The 18755-nt window shown below is 29.7% G+C and carries 18 protein-coding genes, 2 rRNA genes and 1 pseudogene; 3 read left to right on the forward strand and 18 right to left on the reverse strand.

Features of this window, described 5'->3' with window-relative positions:
* Positions 1–213: 213 nt before the first annotated feature.
* The 7 genes from ACUSRV_RS05735 to hpdB all read right to left on the reverse strand — a co-directional run bounded on the left by ACUSRV_RS05735 (position 214) and on the right by hpdB (position 8302).
* Positions 214–1023 (reverse strand): class II aldolase/adducin family protein, encoded by an 810-nt coding sequence (locus ACUSRV_RS05735; protein WP_490140971.1) that lies wholly within the window; start codon positions 1021–1023, stop codon positions 214–216.
* A gap of 22 nt (positions 1024–1045) precedes the next feature.
* Complete coding sequence (gene mtnA, locus ACUSRV_RS05740; RefSeq protein WP_490140972.1) at positions 1046–2119, reverse strand: S-methyl-5-thioribose-1-phosphate isomerase; 1074 nt, start codon at positions 2117–2119, stop codon at positions 1046–1048.
* 1 nt (position 2120) lies between these two features.
* A complete protein-coding gene (gene mtnK / locus ACUSRV_RS05745; RefSeq protein WP_490140973.1) occupies positions 2121–3353 on the reverse strand; it encodes an S-methyl-5-thioribose kinase in 1233 nt (410 codons plus the stop codon).
* A gap of 248 nt (positions 3354–3601) precedes the next feature.
* Positions 3602–4276, reverse strand: a complete 675-nt coding sequence (locus tag ACUSRV_RS05750; RefSeq protein WP_490140974.1) for a Crp/Fnr family transcriptional regulator — start codon at positions 4274–4276, stop codon at positions 3602–3604.
* A gap of 104 nt (positions 4277–4380) precedes the next feature.
* A complete protein-coding gene (gene hpdA, locus ACUSRV_RS05755; protein WP_490140975.1) occupies positions 4381–5319 on the reverse strand; it encodes a 4-hydroxyphenylacetate decarboxylase activase in 939 nt (312 codons plus the stop codon).
* A 4-nt stretch (positions 5320–5323) separates the two neighbouring features.
* Positions 5324–5587, reverse strand: coding sequence for a 4-hydroxyphenylacetate decarboxylase small subunit (gene hpdC / locus ACUSRV_RS05760; protein WP_490140976.1), 264 nt, complete (start codon positions 5585–5587; stop codon positions 5324–5326).
* A gap of 3 nt (positions 5588–5590) precedes the next feature.
* Positions 5591–8302, reverse strand: coding sequence for a 4-hydroxyphenylacetate decarboxylase large subunit (gene hpdB / locus ACUSRV_RS05765; RefSeq protein WP_490140977.1), 2712 nt, complete (start codon positions 8300–8302; stop codon positions 5591–5593).
* Between the two features lie 190 nt (positions 8303–8492).
* Between hpdB and ACUSRV_RS05770 the strand changes: the two genes are divergently transcribed.
* On the forward strand, positions 8493–9254 hold the full coding sequence (locus ACUSRV_RS05770) for a hypothetical protein (RefSeq protein WP_490140978.1): 762 nt from the start codon (positions 8493–8495) through the stop codon (positions 9252–9254).
* A 113-nt stretch (positions 9255–9367) separates the two neighbouring features.
* Positions 9368–9913: pseudogene (locus ACUSRV_RS05775) on the forward strand (DsbA family oxidoreductase); the annotation flags it as partial.
* A 45-nt stretch (positions 9914–9958) separates the two neighbouring features.
* On the opposite strand, the gene ACUSRV_RS05780 reads toward ACUSRV_RS05775, so the two are convergent.
* The 9 genes from ACUSRV_RS05780 to ACUSRV_RS05820 all read right to left on the reverse strand — a co-directional run bounded on the left by ACUSRV_RS05780 (position 9959) and on the right by ACUSRV_RS05820 (position 16986).
* Complete coding sequence (locus ACUSRV_RS05780; RefSeq protein WP_490140979.1) at positions 9959–10321, reverse strand: VOC family protein; 363 nt, start codon at positions 10319–10321, stop codon at positions 9959–9961.
* Between the two features lie 12 nt (positions 10322–10333).
* On the reverse strand, positions 10334–10660 hold the full coding sequence (locus ACUSRV_RS05785) for a thioredoxin family protein (RefSeq protein ID WP_490140980.1): 327 nt from the start codon (positions 10658–10660) through the stop codon (positions 10334–10336).
* A gap of 18 nt (positions 10661–10678) precedes the next feature.
* Entirely contained in the window at positions 10679–11347 is a 669-nt protein-coding gene (locus tag ACUSRV_RS05790; RefSeq protein WP_490140981.1) for a DNA alkylation repair protein, read from the reverse strand.
* Between the two features lie 163 nt (positions 11348–11510).
* On the reverse strand, positions 11511–12728 hold the full coding sequence (locus ACUSRV_RS05795) for a 6-phosphofructokinase (protein ID WP_490140982.1): 1218 nt from the start codon (positions 12726–12728) through the stop codon (positions 11511–11513).
* Positions 12729–12852: 124 nt separating this feature from the next.
* Positions 12853–14391, reverse strand: a complete 1539-nt coding sequence (locus tag ACUSRV_RS05800; protein WP_490140983.1) for a polyamine aminopropyltransferase — start codon at positions 14389–14391, stop codon at positions 12853–12855.
* Positions 14392–14412: 21 nt separating this feature from the next.
* Positions 14413–14613, reverse strand: coding sequence for a DUF350 domain-containing protein (locus ACUSRV_RS05805; protein WP_490140984.1), 201 nt, complete (start codon positions 14611–14613; stop codon positions 14413–14415).
* 18 nt (positions 14614–14631) lie between these two features.
* Positions 14632–14832, reverse strand: coding sequence for a DUF350 domain-containing protein (locus tag ACUSRV_RS05810; protein ID WP_490140985.1), 201 nt, complete (start codon positions 14830–14832; stop codon positions 14632–14634).
* Between the two features lie 17 nt (positions 14833–14849).
* Positions 14850–15410 (reverse strand): DUF4247 domain-containing protein, encoded by a 561-nt coding sequence (locus ACUSRV_RS05815; protein WP_490140986.1) that lies wholly within the window; start codon positions 15408–15410, stop codon positions 14850–14852.
* Positions 15411–15540: 130 nt separating this feature from the next.
* Entirely contained in the window at positions 15541–16986 is a 1446-nt protein-coding gene (locus ACUSRV_RS05820; protein WP_490140987.1) for an MDR family MFS transporter, read from the reverse strand.
* Between the two features lie 197 nt (positions 16987–17183).
* Between ACUSRV_RS05820 and gltS the strand changes: the two genes are divergently transcribed.
* The gene (gene gltS, locus ACUSRV_RS05825; RefSeq protein ID WP_490140988.1) at positions 17184–18413 is read left to right on the forward strand and encodes a sodium/glutamate symporter; all 1230 of its coding nucleotides are present in this window, start codon (positions 17184–17186) and stop codon (positions 18411–18413) included.
* Positions 18414–18500: 87 nt separating this feature from the next.
* On the opposite strand, the gene rrf is transcribed toward gltS, so the two are convergent.
* Positions 18501–18617: ribosomal RNA gene (rrf, locus tag ACUSRV_RS05830) — 5S ribosomal RNA — on the reverse strand.
* Positions 18618–18661: 44 nt separating this feature from the next.
* Positions 18662–18755 (reverse strand): 23S ribosomal RNA (locus ACUSRV_RS05835); the annotation flags it as partial.

Consider the following 18755-nt stretch of genomic DNA (forward strand, 5'->3'; position numbering starts at 1 on the left):
AATAACAACCTATATTTATACTTACTCTTATTAATATTTAAATAAATATCCATACTATGTGTATTCACATTAATATATCATTTTATGCATTAAAAAATGACCTCATTTAGGTCATTTTTTAAAAACTCCTTGTATCTATAATCAAATGGATTTATTCGATTTAAAATTGAAAGCTATCTTTGAGTAGGAGGCTCAGTATATTTAATTCTTATTTTATAATCCCTCTATATTTAGTCTTTTTATAACCTCTTTAGTAACTCTAGCTGTAATCTCATTAATAAGCTCTTCTTTAAAGTTATCTATATCATTAACTTTATTATCTTGCTTTTCATTATCTATTGAACAATTCGGAACGCCTCCTGTTTTTATTCCAAGGTTTGTTCTTATTTCAATTAAATCTGATACCTGACTGGTGTTTAGTTCATTTGCCTTTTTAATAATATTTCCTGTATACATAAGCATTAAGGCATAGTGCTCTAAAGATTCCAATCTGTAATATGCTTCTATAATGTCTTTTCCCCATGTAAGTGCCCCATGATTTGCAAGTAATACTGCGTTATATTCCTTACAATAAGGTGCAATAGACTCTGGTACTTCATTAGTTCCAGGTGTTGCATAAGGAGCAACAGGTACTTTTCCAAGTAGCACTACAGCCTCTGGTAATACAGGTTTATCTAAATCTATACCTGCAATTGCAAATGAAGTTGAAACAGGAGGATGTGCATGAACAACAGATTTAACTTCAGGATTTTCTTTATATACCCTAAGGTGCATTTTAACCTCAGATGAGGGTTTATTTTCTCCCTCAATAATATTTCCATCTAAATCTAATTTAACCATCATATCTGGTGTCATAAATCCCTTACTTACACCTGTAGGTGTTACCCAAATACTATTAGTTCCTGTTTTTATAGATATATTTCCATCGTTTGCTGCAACAAAGCCTTTTAAATAAATTCTTTGTCCTATTTCACAAAGCATCTTTTTAGCTTCAAAATCTGAGCAGTATTCTTTTTCTATCATAATGCTACCTCCTCAATATTTTTTACTTAAACATCTTAGGAAGATTTTCTGTATAAGGAGGATAAGCTATTCCATTTTCAGTAACAATAGCAATTATCAAACTATTGTCTGTTACATCAAAACATGGATTATATGCATTTACACCCTCTGGTGCCATAGGTTTTTCATACCATTTGCCAATTATTTCGTCATTAGGTCTTAATTCTATTTCTATATCGTCTCCATTTTCGCATTTTAAGTCTATTGTTGAAGTAGGCGCACATACATAAAATGGTATATTATAGTGTTTTGCAAGAATTGCCACACCAGAAGTACCTATTTTGTTTGCTGTGTCTCCATTTTGTGCAACTCTATCACATCCAACTAAAACTGCTTGTATCTTTCCTTCCTTCATAACTATAGATGCCATATTATCACATATTAAAGTTACATCTATTCCTGATTCATGAAGCTCCCATGCTGTTAGTCTTGACCCTTGAAGTAATGGTCTTGTTTCATCTGCATATACCTTAAAGTCGTACCCCCTTTGTGCACCAAGATATATAGGTGCTAAAGCCGTTCCATACTTAGCAGTTGCAATAGCTCCTGCGTTACAATGGGTTAATATTCCAATGTTTGGTTTTAGTAATGAAAGAGCGTTTTCTCCAATAGACTCACAAACTCTTTCATCTTCTTCTCTTATCAATTCTGCTTCTTCTCTTAATGCATTTTTAATTTCTTCTATAGATTTTTCTTTTTCTCTTATTAATCTATCTTCCATTTTATTTAAAGCCCAAAATAAGTTTACAGCAGTTGGCCTTGAACTAGATAAATAGTCTTTTACTTTTTTAAAATCATTATATAGTTCTTCATAGTTAGATGCATTTGAAGATTTTGTTCCTAGATAAACTCCATATGCAGCCGCAATTCCTATAGCAGGAGCCCCACGAACTTTAAGCATATATATAGCATCCCAAACATCTTCCATTTTTTTTAATTCCAAAAACTTTTTTTCATTTGGAAGTAATGTTTGATCTAAAATTATTAATGCATCCTTTTCATCATCTAGTCTTACTGATTGTATTATAGAAATTCCTGATATGTCTTTTTCAATCATGTTATGCCTCCATCAAAATTTGTTTTTCAGATTTTTTTATAATTTTTATATAGTCTTGTCCATTAATTATAGATTCTCTTTCCATAATTAATTTTTTACCTAGCAATACACATGTTTTTTCTGCAATTGCTCTTTTATCTAAATCTTCTATTGAAGTTAAATCCTTTACATGTGCAAGACCTACAGTTCTTCTACAAAGTTCAAGCCCTGCAACAGCACTTGTGTCTTTAATTATATTTTCTAAATAAAATTCTTTGAAGCCCTTGTACTTTGCAACTCTTTCAGTAACTTTTTCATCCCAAAGTTTATTAAATTTATCTTTAAATATATCTACAACATCTTTTATAGTATTTAAAATCCAATTTTTATAATCTTCTTTCTCAATAAGATCTTCTATTGTTGCATCTGCATTAAAATAAGCAAATATTAAATTTGCTACTACATTTCCGATATCGTATCCAGCAGGTCCATAAAATGCAAATTCAGGATCTATAATTTTAGTTGAATCTTCTTTTACGAATATAGAGCCTGTGTGTAAATCTCCATGTATAAGAGATTGAGCATTATTCATAAACTCAAATTTCAACTTTGCTGTTTCAAGAAGTAGAGCATCGTCTTCCCAAAGTGTTTTTGCAACAAATTCTTTTATTGGTTCAAATAGATTATTTCTTTCGCAGTTATAAAATGGTTCCGTATAAACTAAATCCTCAGTTATTTCACAAAGCTCTGGATTTATAAAGTTTTTTACCAAATCTTTTTTTGCCTTATGATCCATAACTACGTCAGTTGTTAAGAAAAGAGAGTTAATCATAAATGTAGTTATATGATCTACAAATAATGGGAACTTTTTGTGTTTTAAAAGAGCAGTTCTCATTATTTCGTGATCTGATAAATCCTCCATTGCACAACAGTTCATTATACTGTCATAGTTGTATACCTTAGGGACAAGGCTTGGGGCTAATTCATATTGAAGTTTTAGTATTTCACTTTCTATTCTATTTCTATCTGTAGATAATACGAATTCATCCGAAATTCTAGCTACAGGACCAGCTTGTTTAATAATAATAGACTTGCCTGATTTATTATCTACAACTCTAAATACGTAATTTAAGTTTCCATCCCCTATTTCTTTACATGTTAATACTGCATCTTCATCAAAGAAATTTAGTATAGTTTTTGCATACTCTACAGCATCATTTTCTTTCATTGTAAAATACTTAGTTTTGAAATCCATAACCTAGCCTCCTAAATTTATTCTTTTAATAAGTTAAAGCTAGAGCAAATGCTAATACACTACCTTTTAGCATTTGCAACGGCATCTTTATTATTATGAATCAATTTAATAAACCTGATACTAAACATAGGGATAATGTTAATATTACTGCAAAAATTGTATTTTGTGAATACGAATAATGCATTCTTGTCCATATGTAAAAAAAGGTCTTCTTTACAAGAAAGTAAAGAAGACTTACAAAATTCTATTTATATATTAAATTTAAAATCATTTTTTTCTACTTCGTTGAATTCTCTTATATACATAGATATTTTATGTAAATATTCTTTTTCTAAAATTGTAACTAAATTTCTATCCTTTTTTATATAGCCTTTTTCTATAAACTTATTTATTACATTGTATAAACCCTTTCTGCTTACTGATAATGATTTGCAAAGATTATACATGCTTTTATATTCAAATTTATCGTTATTACAGTTGTTTAAAATATGAAAAGCAATAATTTCTTCTAATGTAAATAAATCTTTCATTAATAGTTTCTTATATATGCAGTATATTCTTTTACTTGTTTTAAAGAAGAATATTTTTAAAAACTCAGTGTTTTTCTCTAATTTTTTCAATGTACGCTTACTTATCTTAAGCAATAATACTTCTGTTTTGGCTATAATATCGCAGAAAAGGTTTTCATCATACATATAACTTATTTTACCTACAAATTCATTTTCCCATAAATCATCTACTAAGAAACTTCTTCCATTTTTAGTTGTGTATTCTACCTTAACATTTCCATCTAATATAAAAAAAATTTCTTGTAAATTTTGATTTGAATGAGTTATATAATCCCCTTTTTTATATTTTACTATTTCAATTTCATCTAAATAGTCTTTTATATGTTCATATATGTATATATTTTCTAAATTCATATTACACCCCTTATGAATAATTATTTATGTCTATCCCTTATTCTATTATATAAGGAAAAAACTAGTAATTCTATATTAGAACTACTAGTTTTTTAAATTTTATATTAAAATAATGTATCGTGTGCAATATAACAAGCTATATCAGCTTCTAAAAACATATCTTGTATTTCTTCTAGTCTAGTATAATCAATATCTCCATTATCAGCATAATCGTATTTCTTTCCAAGCTGTTCCCACTTAGATTCACCTAGTCTGTGGAAAGGAAGAATGTTTATTTCAAAAAGGTTATTACTGTGCATAAAATCAATTAAATCTTGTATGTTTTCATTACAGTCATTAAAGTCACCTATAACAGGTAATCTAAGGACGATTCTTCCATTCCAGTTAGATTTTTTTAGAGATGATATATTGTTTAATATTAAATCGTTATTAACCCCTGTTTTTTCCTTATGTTTTTCTCTATCCATATGTTTTATATCTATAAATGCAAAATCTATAAATTTCATGGCTTCTAGGAATATATCTTCACTAGTATATCCACTTGTTTCAATTGCAGTATGAAAATCATATTTCTTACATTCTTTTAGTGTCCTTATTAAAAATTCACTTTGCATATATGGCTCTCCACCGCTAAAGGTCACTCCCCCATCACTTCTCCAGTTATTAGAGTCCCTTTTCAAAACATTTATCAATTCATCTAAATTGTATTCTTTAGAACATACTTTTAGAGCATTGTAATAACATGCATTGCTACACTCAAAAGTATTACAATCCTTGCATATATCCCAGTTTAGAACTGGTTTGTTTTCATTATCAAAGTTAAGTCCTCCTTTAGTGCACTTATCCTTGCATATAGAACAACCTTTTTTGTATCTACAAGATAATTCACTAAACATAACTTGAGGCTTTTTGCTCCAACTTTCAGGATTTGCACACCATTTACAACTTAATGGGCATCCGCTCATAAATACAGTAGTTCTACACCCTGGTCCGTCATGAACTGAAAAACTTTGTATATCAAATATATTTCCTTTAATATCCATAAGTTTACTCCTTATCTAGAAATTCATGACCTTCGCAAGTTATAGTACTTAATTCTCCAAAAGTCCAGTCTTCATGTTCTAGCCCTTTACATATACCCATTCCTTTTTCATCAGGTTCATGAAAGTTTTTGCAGTTATTACACTTTGGTGTCAACGCTAAGCATTCACATATATCACTATCTATATTTACAAATCCTTTTGTAAGTCTACATATTCCCTTAGCAGCATCTATACTACAAAAATTTAAACAATCATTATGTTTTAACATATATTACACCCCTTTGTACTCAGTTCTTGATATAACTTCATCTTGTATAGGTTTACCTAATTCACACCAATATTGAGTAAATCCAGCTACCCTTACCATTAAATCTCTATTTTCATCAGGCTTCTTTTGAGCTTCCTTTAGTGTTTTAGAGTCTATTATATTGTATTGAACATGGAATCCACCTTTTCTCATATATGAACGTGTTAAATCTAAAAGTTTTTTACTTCCCTGCATACCAACAAGTGCTGTTGGATGTAGTTTAAGATTTAACTGTGAGTTTTGAGATGTGGTTTGATCCCATATAGTAGCTGATTCAAATAATGCATATACTCCATTTTTATCTGTTCCTGGATAAGCCGAAACTGATCCGTCTGAATAAGTCGTTCCACTTAATCTTCCATCTGGAGTAGCCAAAGTGGCAGCCCCTTGAGGTCCATGTGTAGATACAGATATTTGACAAGCATATAATTTCTTACCGTATAATGATTCATATTTTTTACAAGCTTCAGTGAACCACTCTTCATAATCTCTTAACACAACATCTGCATAAAAATCGTTGTTTCCGTACTTAGGTGCTCTTAAACAGTCTCCATACATATCATCATATTTTCCACTATTATCTACTCTAACTTGGTCTACTAATGAATAACTACCAACTTCTGAGGCATTTTTAAATCCAAAGTTATTTAACATAGCATCTTTTACTTCTTCAAGAGAATATAACTTTTTATCGTATACTATATTTTTAAGTGATACTAATGAATTTACCATAGTAATAGTTCCGCAACTTTCAACGTTAAACGTAGCATTGTATCTATAACCCATATTTCCTATATGTTGACCTCTATCTAGACAATCAGGCTTTAGGAATGAGTTTATTATAGCCATATTTTGCTTTCTCCAAATATCATGTTCTATATTATTTGTCTTACATAATACATCAATAGTCTCTTCATAATATTCTTTAAAAGTATCAAATAATTCTTCAAATGTTTCTAACTTTCTATTGTGAGGTTTGTATATTTGTAACCCTGTTCTGTGGTCTTTTCCGTTTGTAAGAACAAGTTCAAGTACTTTAGGGTTTGCTATAAAGTGAACCCCTACGCTAGTTGGTTGACCTGCTCCACCAGGTATTTCATACTTTTTACCATTTAGGTTAAGTTCTTTCCAACAACATGGAGAAGTTTCTAGACACCCACCTATTGCAATAGCTCTAGCTTCTTCTATAGTCATTCCTTCATCGCTAAATTGATTCATCAAAAATTCCATAGAGTTTCTATTGTTAACCCAAGCTGGATAACCAGATCCAACCTTATTACTTTCTACCCCTTTTAATAAAAATTCTTCTGATAGCTTTTCATCATATAATATAGTTAAAGTTGGCTGTGGTGTTTTGCAAGTTATACCAGCCTCTAATATTAAAAGTTCTAATTCATTAGATGCAGATTGCCCTTGTCTAGTAAGACCACCCATACTTAAATTGTTAAATGTATTTCCAGATAAAACTCCACCGTTTACCCCAGCAGAGGCAAAACAGTCAATACAAGTTATTTTTATTCTATAAAGCTCCATAAGCTCTAATACTTCTTCTTTAGTAATTCTTCCGCTTTCAATATCTTGTTCATACCAAGGATATAATACTTGGCCTAGTCTTCCTATAGACATTCCAGATATGGCATCTTCATTTACTGAAGCTATATGTAATGTATATGTAAGTTGAAGTGCTTCTCTAAATGTACGTGGCTTATTGTGTGCTATCCACTCAAGACATGATGCTATTTCATTGTATTCTTTTTTCTCACTATCTATAGTTTCAATTTCTTCTAAGAATCTAGCATGTCTTGCGTAGTTTAGTATCCATGTTTGAAGTCCTTCAATAGCATGTATTACCCCTTCGTAGAAATAAAGTCTATCCATACCTATTATTCCATCCCCGCCTGCACATCCAGCTACTTCATCTCTACATTCTTTAGCCATTTTAATAAGATTATCAAATCCATGTTCAAGAGGATAATAGTAGTTTATAACCTCTCTACCTTGAGGTATTGTATATCCTGAGTCAAACATACAAACCAAACTTCTCATTATTTTTTCTTTTGTGTCATACCCTGGAACCATTTTTTCATATCTCAATCCTACATCTTCTACTGATTTGTTTACCCATTCTTTTGCAACTTTTAAAAGTGCTGGAATTTCTTCTTTCCTCATTCCAAACTTTCCTGCAATAGAAACTATGTTCCCAAAGCTTTTAGTAACATTTCCTCCACCTTGCCCAATTTGACTTAATTCGTCTGCACTACTACTAGCTGTTTTTGAAGCTTCTTTTGAAATCTCATCACCTTGTGCAACGAAAAAGCTTTCACTAAGCCATGGCATTGGGAAAGATCCTCTGTAATTACGTGTTTTTTGCATTACTAATTTTTCACCTGGAATGATATTTGGAGTCATATGTGAAAAAGCTGATTTTAAAGCCTTAGCTCTTCTTACTACTAATACATCTCCATCTAATGCTTTCCATGCTCTATTATACCAATAAGGAAACTCCATATCTGCCGTAGCTAAAGTGTTATAAAAAACATCTCTCAATGCATTTGCCCTTGGTGTTGGCTCTTTTTTTATTTCCTCATAGTTCTTATTTTCATCAAAATTATTATTTGTATTTATTCCCCTTGAACTCAAAATACTCTTAATCTTATCTTCTTTTAATTTTTCCATGTACGTATCCCCCTTACGTTAAATCTATATACATTATACTATTTATAAATCACAATAAAGTAGTGTAATGTACACAGTTTTTATTTCAATTTTACTTGTGATATAATTAGTTGTACTATCACTATATAAAATTTAAATTCATATATTATAAGTATTGTAATATTGATAAATTTAATAAAGGGGGATAAAAATGAATAGCTTAAATGAGTTTATAACTAATGAAATAAAAAATATAGTAAGATCATCTAATTTATCAACTAAATATAGAACACCTTTAGTATGTTTTGGGGATGCAAATAATCCTTTGTTTAATGATTTAAAAAACATTATTGATGAAGAGCACTACTTGCCATCTGATTTGTTAGAAGATGCAAAAACTGTTGTTTCTTTTTTTATTCCTTTTAGCGAAGATATTTTATATGATAATTTAAAAAGCGATATTATTACAAAGGAATGGGCCTATGCAAAAAAAGATACAGAATGTGTAATTAATGAAATTATTGAAGAAATGAAGATAAGACTTTCTGATATTGGGATTAAAGTTTCTAATAACCCAAGCAAAGCTCCTTATACTAGTGATAATTTCATCCATAAATGGTCTCAAAGACATGTCGGTTATATATGCGGCCTTGGTAACTTTGGACTTAATCACTTACTAATTACCGAAAGTGGATGTGCTGGTAGATATGGAAGCTTTGTTATAGATGCTGAGACTGATTATGATTCTGTAGTATCTGAAGAATATTGTTTATATAAAATTAATAAGTCATGTGGTGCTTGTGTTAAAAACTGTCCATCTAATGCCCTAACTTATGATGGAATTGACAAGACTAAATGTAGCAGTAGTATGGATGTTATTAATAAAGAATATTATGGTGGCATAAAATCACTTAAATCTTGTGGCAAGTGTATAGCTCTACCATGTGCTCTAAAAAGACCTCTAAAAAAATAAATCATATTATACCTTAAGCTTAAAAGCAATATTACAGGGTATAATATATCCGAGGTGATTTTATGAGTCTTAAAATTAAAGTATATTCAGATTATGTATGACCATTTTGTTTTTTAGCGGAAGTTCCGCTTAATAATGCAATTAAAGGAAAAGATGTAGAAGTTGAATGGATGCCATTTGAACTTTATCCCTATCCCAATAAATTATCATTGACAAAAGAATATATAAAAGAAGCCTGGGAAAATTCAATCTCTCCACTTGCAAATAAATTTGGAGTAGAAATACACATGCCAGATTTCTCTAAACAAACTTATACAAACCTTGCATTTGAAGGTTATCAATATGCTAAGGAAAATAACAAGGGAAATGAATACAATCATCGTATTTTAAATGCGTATTTCCAAGATGGTATGAATATTGGAGATATAGATGTTTTGACAAAGTTAGCAGGCGAAGTAGGCTTAAATGAACAAGAATGCAGAGAAGTTCTTGAAAATGGTAAGTATGAAAATGTTCACAAGGAAATGTTACAACATGCATATTATGAAATGAAAGTAGAAGTTGTTCCTACATTTATAATTGGTGATACTAGATTAGAAGGTGTCGTTAGCGAAGAAACTCTAAAAAATGCAATAGATAATGAGTTAAATAAACAATAAAACAACTTAGGTATAGACTTTCTATACCTAAGCTATTTTTCTTAATTATCCTATTTCTACATATTCTAATTTTTCTCCATCTTGTCCCTCAAAGAAGAATATTTTATCATTTTCAAAACTTCCAGGTACTTCAGAAATTAGCTTTATGTTTTCATCTTTTAGCTTTTGAACTGCTTCTTCCATATTAGGAACTGTATAAGCAATATGATCAATTCCTATTTTCTTCTTTTCATTTTCTTTTAGATACTCAATAAATTCAACTACTCCTGTGCCTGAATTTACAAATATAATGTTTACTCTTTCATCAAGATGACAGCGAGTTATTTTGGCACCAAAGTTTTTTACATGAAATTGGGCAGATTTTTCTGCATCCTTTACAATTACACCAATATGATTTATTTCATACATTACTATTCCCCCTTAATTATAAAATAATTCATAGTATCTTTTTATTTTGTTCTCAAAATCTTTCATACTTAAATATCTAGCTTCTCTTATATTTTCTTTTCCTTCAATGAATACAAGAATAGCAGGTATAGTAAAAATATTGAATTGTGAAGATATTTCTATAGACTTTTCTACATCAACTTCTATACTTTCTATTTTAGGATAATTATTTAGCATTTTTTCTACCTTTGGTCTTAAAACATTACATACATCACAAGTTTTATTTCCAAAATATATTAATACAATTTCATTTTCTTTTATTAGGCTTTCAATGCTTTTATTTTCATACAACTTATCCATTATATCAACCACCTATACTTATTCCTTATTAATATGCTTTAAACCTTCTCTACGGCTTAATGGTTTTAATTCGTTGTTGTTTATAAATTCGATCACTGAACTTTGATTAGTTTTGCTATATTCTCTAAGAGCCCATCCTATAGCCTTTTGAATAAAAAACTCACTTGATGAAGTAAATCTTCTAATAATTTCATAAAGAAGCTTTTCATCTGTATCATTTTTATATTTTAATTGAAACAATATTGCTGTACGATTTAACCATATATTATCACATTCTAGCCATTTATTTATGTAAGTATTAATAACACTAGTATTGTCTTTTAATATGTATCCTATTAAATTTACTGCAAGTATATCTACAGTATCCCACCAGGATTTTGTTACAACTAACTTTTCTAAAAGCTCTAAATCATTAATATCCAAAAGCTTTTTGTATTTTAATAGTAAATCCATAGCAACATGTTGAAATTCTCTGGCTTCCTTACTCCATAGATCTTCTGCTGTTTTAATTAATTCTTCTTTTGATAATTTTGTATTATTAAGAATTTCTTTTAAAAGTACTCTTCTTTGTGGGGATTTTATTCCTAGAAATTCAAAGTTATTCTTCATATATTTTTTCATAGGAATAGCAGTTTCTTCATCGGCATTTTGTTTAAATATGTTTATAATTAACTCAGTATTATTCAACGAAATTTCACCTACTTAAATTTACTATATTTATTTAATTATTTTACTACTACTACCATATTATTTCACCATTATATGTAAACTTTATAAATAATGGTGAAATAATATGGTACATTGCTCAAAAATACTGCACCTTTCACAGTGCAGTATTAGAAACTTAATATTATTTCTTAAATATCTTTTCTACTTTCGGAGCTCTTAATCTATGGGGCATTTGTAAGTCTGAACCAATTAAAGGTCTTACATAATTTTTAAACTTTTCAGTAACATCGTTACCTCTAATATTTATAAATTCACTAGACATTTCTTTTGCCTTGCCTGCAACTTTATTAAGATTTGTAAGTTTATAATCAACTGAATAATCTCCAGTTCTGTGTATTGTTACAGAACCACTACTATTGTGGTAAATTGAAAATTGAACTGCCTTTTCTCCTACTTCCCTTGCTTCTCTTTGATCTACATCAGATGTACACTCTACAAAACATCTTTGAATATAACCAAAAGTATCACTTCTAACGCGTTTTATATTTAGATTTTTCTTTATATAATTAGCCAACATATCTCCTAAAGCACCGTTACCTGAAAGTTGCATATTTCCATGAGCATCTGTTTCTAATTTTTCAACTAGTTTTTTTATAATTAGCACTCCAGCTTCATCTCTTATTCCTTCTGAGACAGCTATTACACATCTTCCATACTTTTTGTATACATTGTTTACATCACTTAAAAAGTTTTCCATATTAAAAGCTCTCTCCGGTAAATATATTAAATGTGGTCCATCATCAGCATATTTTTTTGCTATTACTGACGATGCAGTTAAAAACCCTGAGTCTCTTCCCATAACAACTCCTATATAAACTCCTGGCAATGCTCTATTATCAAGGTTTGCACCAGCAAAAGCATTTACTACAAAACGAGCCGCAGAACCATACCCAGGTGTATGATCATTTACCATAATATCATTATCTATAGTTTTTGGTATGTGTACAGCTTTTAAATTATATAATTCTTTTTGTGCATATTCATTTACAATTCTCATTGTATCTGCAGAATCATTTCCACCTATATAGAAAAAATATCTAGCGTCATGAGCCTTCAAAACCTTAAGTATCTCCATACAGTATTTTTCATCTGGTTTATCCCTTGTAGAAAATAATGCCGATGAAGGAGTCTTGGCCACTTGTTCTAAATTATTTGTAGTCTCATAAGTTAAATTTAAAAATTCCTCATTTATTATTCCTTCAACCCCGTTAACAGCACCGTATACATTGCAATTATTTAAAAACTTTCTAGCTTCAAGTACTACTCCTACTAAAGATTGATTTATAACAGCGGTAGGCCCACCACCTTGGGCTACAATAATATTCCCCTCACATTTCATATATTTACCTCCAAACAAGTATAGTTATATATGGTCTATATATTTATATACTTTTATTCTAAGTCTCGACTTTTTAGAACTATACTTATTTGGCTATTTAAATCCCTTTGCCTAATATTATATTCTAGTAATTATACCAAGCTTTTTGATAATATCTAAGTAAAACAGGATTAGTCAGTGTGTTTATCTCGACTTTATCTAGATTAAGTTTTTCATCTTTTCCAAAGTCGAACATAGCTTTTGTTATATTATCATCTAGATATTTTGTACTTACCGTAATTTTTATATTATCCTTTGAAAATTTTTGTTTAGATGCAATAACAAATCCCCAGTCTCCAAATGAAGGTACATTTAAATGATATCCCGATGTATTAAATCCTTCAGATGAAACAGTTTTTAATATACTCCAATAAGCTTCTTTTGCATAATAAGGACTTGTAGATTGAACTACTACCATGCCGCTATCTGTTACATGATTGTAGATTAGTCTATAAAATAAGTTTGTATACAACTTATTTAATGCTTCATTGTTAGGATCTGGTAAATCTACTATAATTAAATCGTATTTATCTTTACTTTCTTCAAGATATTTATAAGCATCTTTATTTATAACTTGTAGCTTTTCATTTTCAAGAGAATTCATATTTAATTTTTTTATAGTTGGATTAGTTTTGCATAAATTTACAACAGCAGGATCTAAATCAACAAGTTTTATACTCTTAACTTCGTCATATTTTAGTATTTCTCTAGCTGCTAACCCATCTCCCCCACCTAAAATAAGTATATTCTCTTTTTGGGGAGCAAGACTCATAGCAGGGTGTATAAGTGCTTCATGATATCTATACTCATCATAGGAACTAAACTGAATATTCCCATCTAGAAACATTCTCAAATCATCTCTGTCTGTAGTAAGGACTATTTTTTGGTACTTTGATTGTTCTTTGTAAATTATATTATCTCTATACAATTTATCTTCAATAGAATTTCCTAAAGTATCTCCTTTAATAAATCCAAAAAGTAAAACTATTAAAAATAAAATAGATAAAAATTTCATTAATTTATGATTTTTTATAAAATTGTCATACTTAAACACAATCCAAATTGCTACAACAATATTAATAAGTCCTACAAAGAATGAAGTTTTAATTGGACCAAAACTAGGCAGTAAAATAAGCGGAAATGCTAATGAACCAAGTAACGCTCCTATGTAGTCAAAACTTAAGACATTAGCAATAGTAATTCTCAAGTCTTTTTCATTTTCCTCTATAATTCTAGTAATAATAGGAATTTCTAATCCTACTGAAATACCTATTATTGCTATAATTGAATACATAATAACAGCATAGGATTGTGTAAATATATAAGAGTAAAACAATAAAATTCCAGACAGTCCACCAATTAAACCTATTATTAATTCTATAATAATAAATGAGTCAAAAAGATTTTGTTTTAGTCTTTTAGTTAAATATGAACCTATACCCATAGCACTCATAAAACAGCCTATGGTAATAGAGTATTGCATAGTACTATCCCCTAATAAAAGAGAACTAATATTTCCTATAATTAACTCATAAATAATTCCACAAATTGAAATTATAAAAACGGATACTAACAAAGGTGTTGCATTAAATTCATTTTCTTTTGTCTTAAGTTGACTATCCATTTTATCTTATCCTTTCAAAAACTATGCAATAGCCGCACTTATTGCAATAGCAATACCTATAAACATCCCTGCCACTGATAAGCCTGCTGCCATATTATGCTTATCTATTTCCTCGTTTAAGTTAATTGGAAGGATCAAATCAAATAACTTATATCCCAAAGTACATAATAATATTCCAATTAAAAAATATGCTAGAATTGAAAATATAATATTAATATCCATAAAAACTCCTCCTATTTATTAAATAATAACTGCTCTAATTAAAATTCCAATTGCAATAAATATACCACCTATAATTGCTCCAATTGCGGGATTTCCCTCTTTAATTTCTTCTAAAAAGTTATAAGGCATTATAAAATCAATTATTTTATATCCTGTAAACATCAGCCCTAGTGCTAAAAAACCATATATTAAAGTTAAAACATATTCATTATTAAGCATTAATTAATTCTCCCTTCTTATTTTCCAAAACTCGTTCCACCGCCGAGATTTGATTTAGACTTTGTACTTCCACTTCTAATAGAATTTGAGCCATTAATGTTTCCGTATTTTTTAATATCATCTTTATAGTGCTTGCTAGACTTATACGTTTTATCGAAAAAACTCTTTGTGTTTTTACTATATGCCCTATATATTCCGCCATAACCACTCCTATGGACATATTGCCTTGATGAAACTTGTACTAATGTACCTCCATCTTCCCCTTTATAAACCAAAACATATTCATCTTCATAAAAAAGTTGAATATTATTTCGATCATTTAAATCAGTATGATTTAGAGGTGTAACTAAAGAAATTATATAATTTGCTGTTTCTGGAACACTCATATGTGTCTTATAAACATCTGCATCATCATCTATTCCTGTAATACTAGTTACATATTGAAAAGTGTAGTCTTCATTGATTGCATCTCTAACATATGAATCATCAAGTGCAGAAAGTATAATAGTTGCTATAACTATTATAGTAAACCCAATAATTTTAATCCCTGTGCTATATGTTTTTTTTGAATTCCCCATTATTCCCCTCCTTTCTTATTTATCTAATACTTAACTTTTTACATTTAGGTATATTTTACCATACTTCTAAAATTCTTTAGTTATAAAATTTATATATTATCTACCTAAAATAAGCTCCCATATTGGGAGCTTATTTTTCTTTTAATCCACTAGAAAGTGTAAATGAAAGTATAAAACATAATAAAGATATTAAAACAGTTCCTAAAAATACTATATGAAGCGATGAAGTAAAAGAACCTTTAATAAACTCTGTAGTTATTCCATTTGCAAAATTTGATGAAGAATATAAAGTACTTGGATCTATTCCCTCAATTCCTAGTTTATTAAAATACTTTATAATATTTATATTAAAAATACTTCCGAAAATACTTATACCTATTGTTTGCCCTAATGTACGAAGAAGTGAATTTGAAGCTGTTGCAGCTCCTCTTTTACTGTAGTCTACAGATGACTGAATTACTATTGTCAAAGTTGTAAAGCTTCCTCCGAATCCAAATCCCATTATAAAAATATACAATATAACTAAAGCAATAGGAGAATTAATACTTAGTGTAGATACAAGGAAAGTACTTAATAATAGCACTAGCGTAGATGCTGCTATTACTATTTTTTCTCCATATCTAGGTATTGCTTTTCCTAAGATAAATGAAGACAAAAACCATGCAACAGACATAGGCCCCATAGCAAGTCCAGAAACTGTTGCACCATATCCTAGAACATTTTGCATATATAAAGTTAAATAAACGTTAATAACTATTAAAATAGCTGATCCTAAAAAGCTAATTGAATTAACAATTGTATTTATTTTTGTAAAAATTTCAAATGGAACAACAGGTTCCTTTGCCTTTAGTTCTATAAAGTAAAATGATATAAATAATACAATTGTAGTAACTAAACAGATTACTGTTTCTATTGAAAAACTATTATTTTTTTCCCATAACATTACGCCATATAAGAGAAGTAAAATTGCAGATGACAATACTATAATCCCTGGGAAGTCCATACTATGTTTCTTTTTTTCAAAACTTTCTTTAAGACTTGTTTGAAGAAGTATTATAGAACCTATTCCAAATGGAATATTTATAAAGAAAATCCAATGCCATGAAAGATAATCAATAAAAAAACCACCTAAAAACGGACCTATCAAACTAGATATTCCCCAGACTGAACTTACCCAGCCTTGAACTTTTGTTCTTTCAGATAAACTAAATACATCTCCAATTATAGTGTATGTAATTGTAAATATAGCCCCTGCTCCAAGTCCTTGTATTGCACGGAATACTATAAGTTGATACATATTTTGAGATAATCCACAAAGAGAACTCCCTATTAAGAAAATTATAATTCCAACAAATAAAGTATTTTTTCTTCCATATAAATCAGATAATTTCCCATAGATAGGCGTAGAAATAGCTGATGTTAATAAATATGCTGAAAATACCCAGCTTATAAGTTCGAATCCGCTTAATTCCTTAACAATTGTAGGTATAGCAGTTGTTACAACTGTACCTTCAACAGCGCCTAAAAACATTGCAACCATTATTGCGATAACTATTTTCTTTTTTCTTATATCCATTTTATGTCTCACTTCCTTTGTAGCTTAATTTTATTTTTTTGCAATCAAATTATATAATACCATACTTTCTCATGAAATTAATTTTCTAGAATATTAAGATAATTAAGTCAATGTATCTATTCTGTATTATATAGGACTTACACTTAATATATCGGCTTACATATTATTACTGTAAGATTATATAAGGGGGGATTGTTTTGAACTTTACAATTGAAAATGGTGTAACAACACTAAATTTAGACATGATATCAACTTTATGTCTAGCGCTATTATTATTACTTCTTGGAAATTTCATAAAGAAAAGAATTAATTTTCTTGAAAAGTTTTGCATACCTTCTCCAGTTATAGGCGGACTTTTATTTTCATTATTAGCATTTGGATTAAGACAAACAAAAGTTATAAACATATCTATGGATATAACTTTTCAATCACCTTTTATGATAGCATTTTTTACAACAGTTGGACTTGGAGCTAGCTTTGCTATATTAAGAAAAGGTGGATATCAATTAGTAGCTTACTGGCTATTAGCTGGGGTTTTGGCAATAGCTCAAAATGTAGTAGGAGTTGGTGTAGCTGAATCTGTAGGTATACATCCAGTTCTTGGAGTTATGGCTGGAGCCGTGTCTTTAGAAGGTGGAATGGGAGCCGCTGCTGCATTTGGGCCTACTGCAGAGTCTATGGGAGTTAACGGAGCTACTGCTGTCGCTATAGCATCTGCAACTTTTGGACTTATAAGTGGTGGTATAATTGGTGGTCCTTTAGCTAGATACCTCATTGTAAAATATAAACTTTCACCTGATTTATCTGTAACAACTGAAGACTTAGAATTAGAAGATAAAATAGAAACAAACTCTAATAAAATTACAGCTGATGAAATTTTAATTCATATGGCAGCTATAACAGTTTGTATGGCTCTTGGTTCTTTAGCTAGTTCTTGGTTTAGCAACGTGACTAAACTTGTCCTTCCAGGATATGTTGGAGCAATGTTTACAGCAGTTATTTTAAGAAATATAAATGATAAGGCTAAATTTGTAGAACTCAAAACAAATGTAGTTAATTTAATTGGAGATGTATGTCTTTCAGTGTTCCTATCAATAGCTTTAATGAATCTTAAATTATGGGATTTAGCAGATTTGGCACTTCCATTATTTATAATTTTATTTACTCAAGTAATATTTATGATACTATACTGTATATTTATATGTTTCAAAGTTTTGGGAAAAAATTTCGATGCAGCTATTATGTGTGCTGGTATGATAGGACATGGACTTGGCGCTACTCCTAATGCCATAGCTAATATGAGAACTGTTACTGATAAATACGGTCCATCCCCAAGATCATTCTTAATAGTTCCTATAGTAGGGGCATTTTTAATTGACTTATTTGGTATACCTGCTATAGTATGGTTTATGAATGCCTTTAGTTAAAATAAATACTTTTTATTCATTTTATTCATATGAAAATAAAGCTAGAGATTATCTCTAGCTTTATTTATTTCAAAAAATAAAAAAACTACGCGGCTACGTCCTACTCTCCCAGGCAGCTTCCCACCAAGTACCATCGGCGCTAAAGAGCTTAACTTCTGTGTTCGGAATGGGAACAGGTGTATCCTCTTTGCTATTGTAACCACATAGTTTGAAATTTGCTAGCAATTTCAAAACTAAACAGCATATTAATGGTCAAGTCCTCGACCTATTAGTATTCATAAGCTAAATCCATTACTGAACTTACACCTTGAACCTATCAACCAGATAGTCTTTCTGGGGTCT

The organism is Sporacetigenium sp. TC11, from assembly GCF_058146105.1.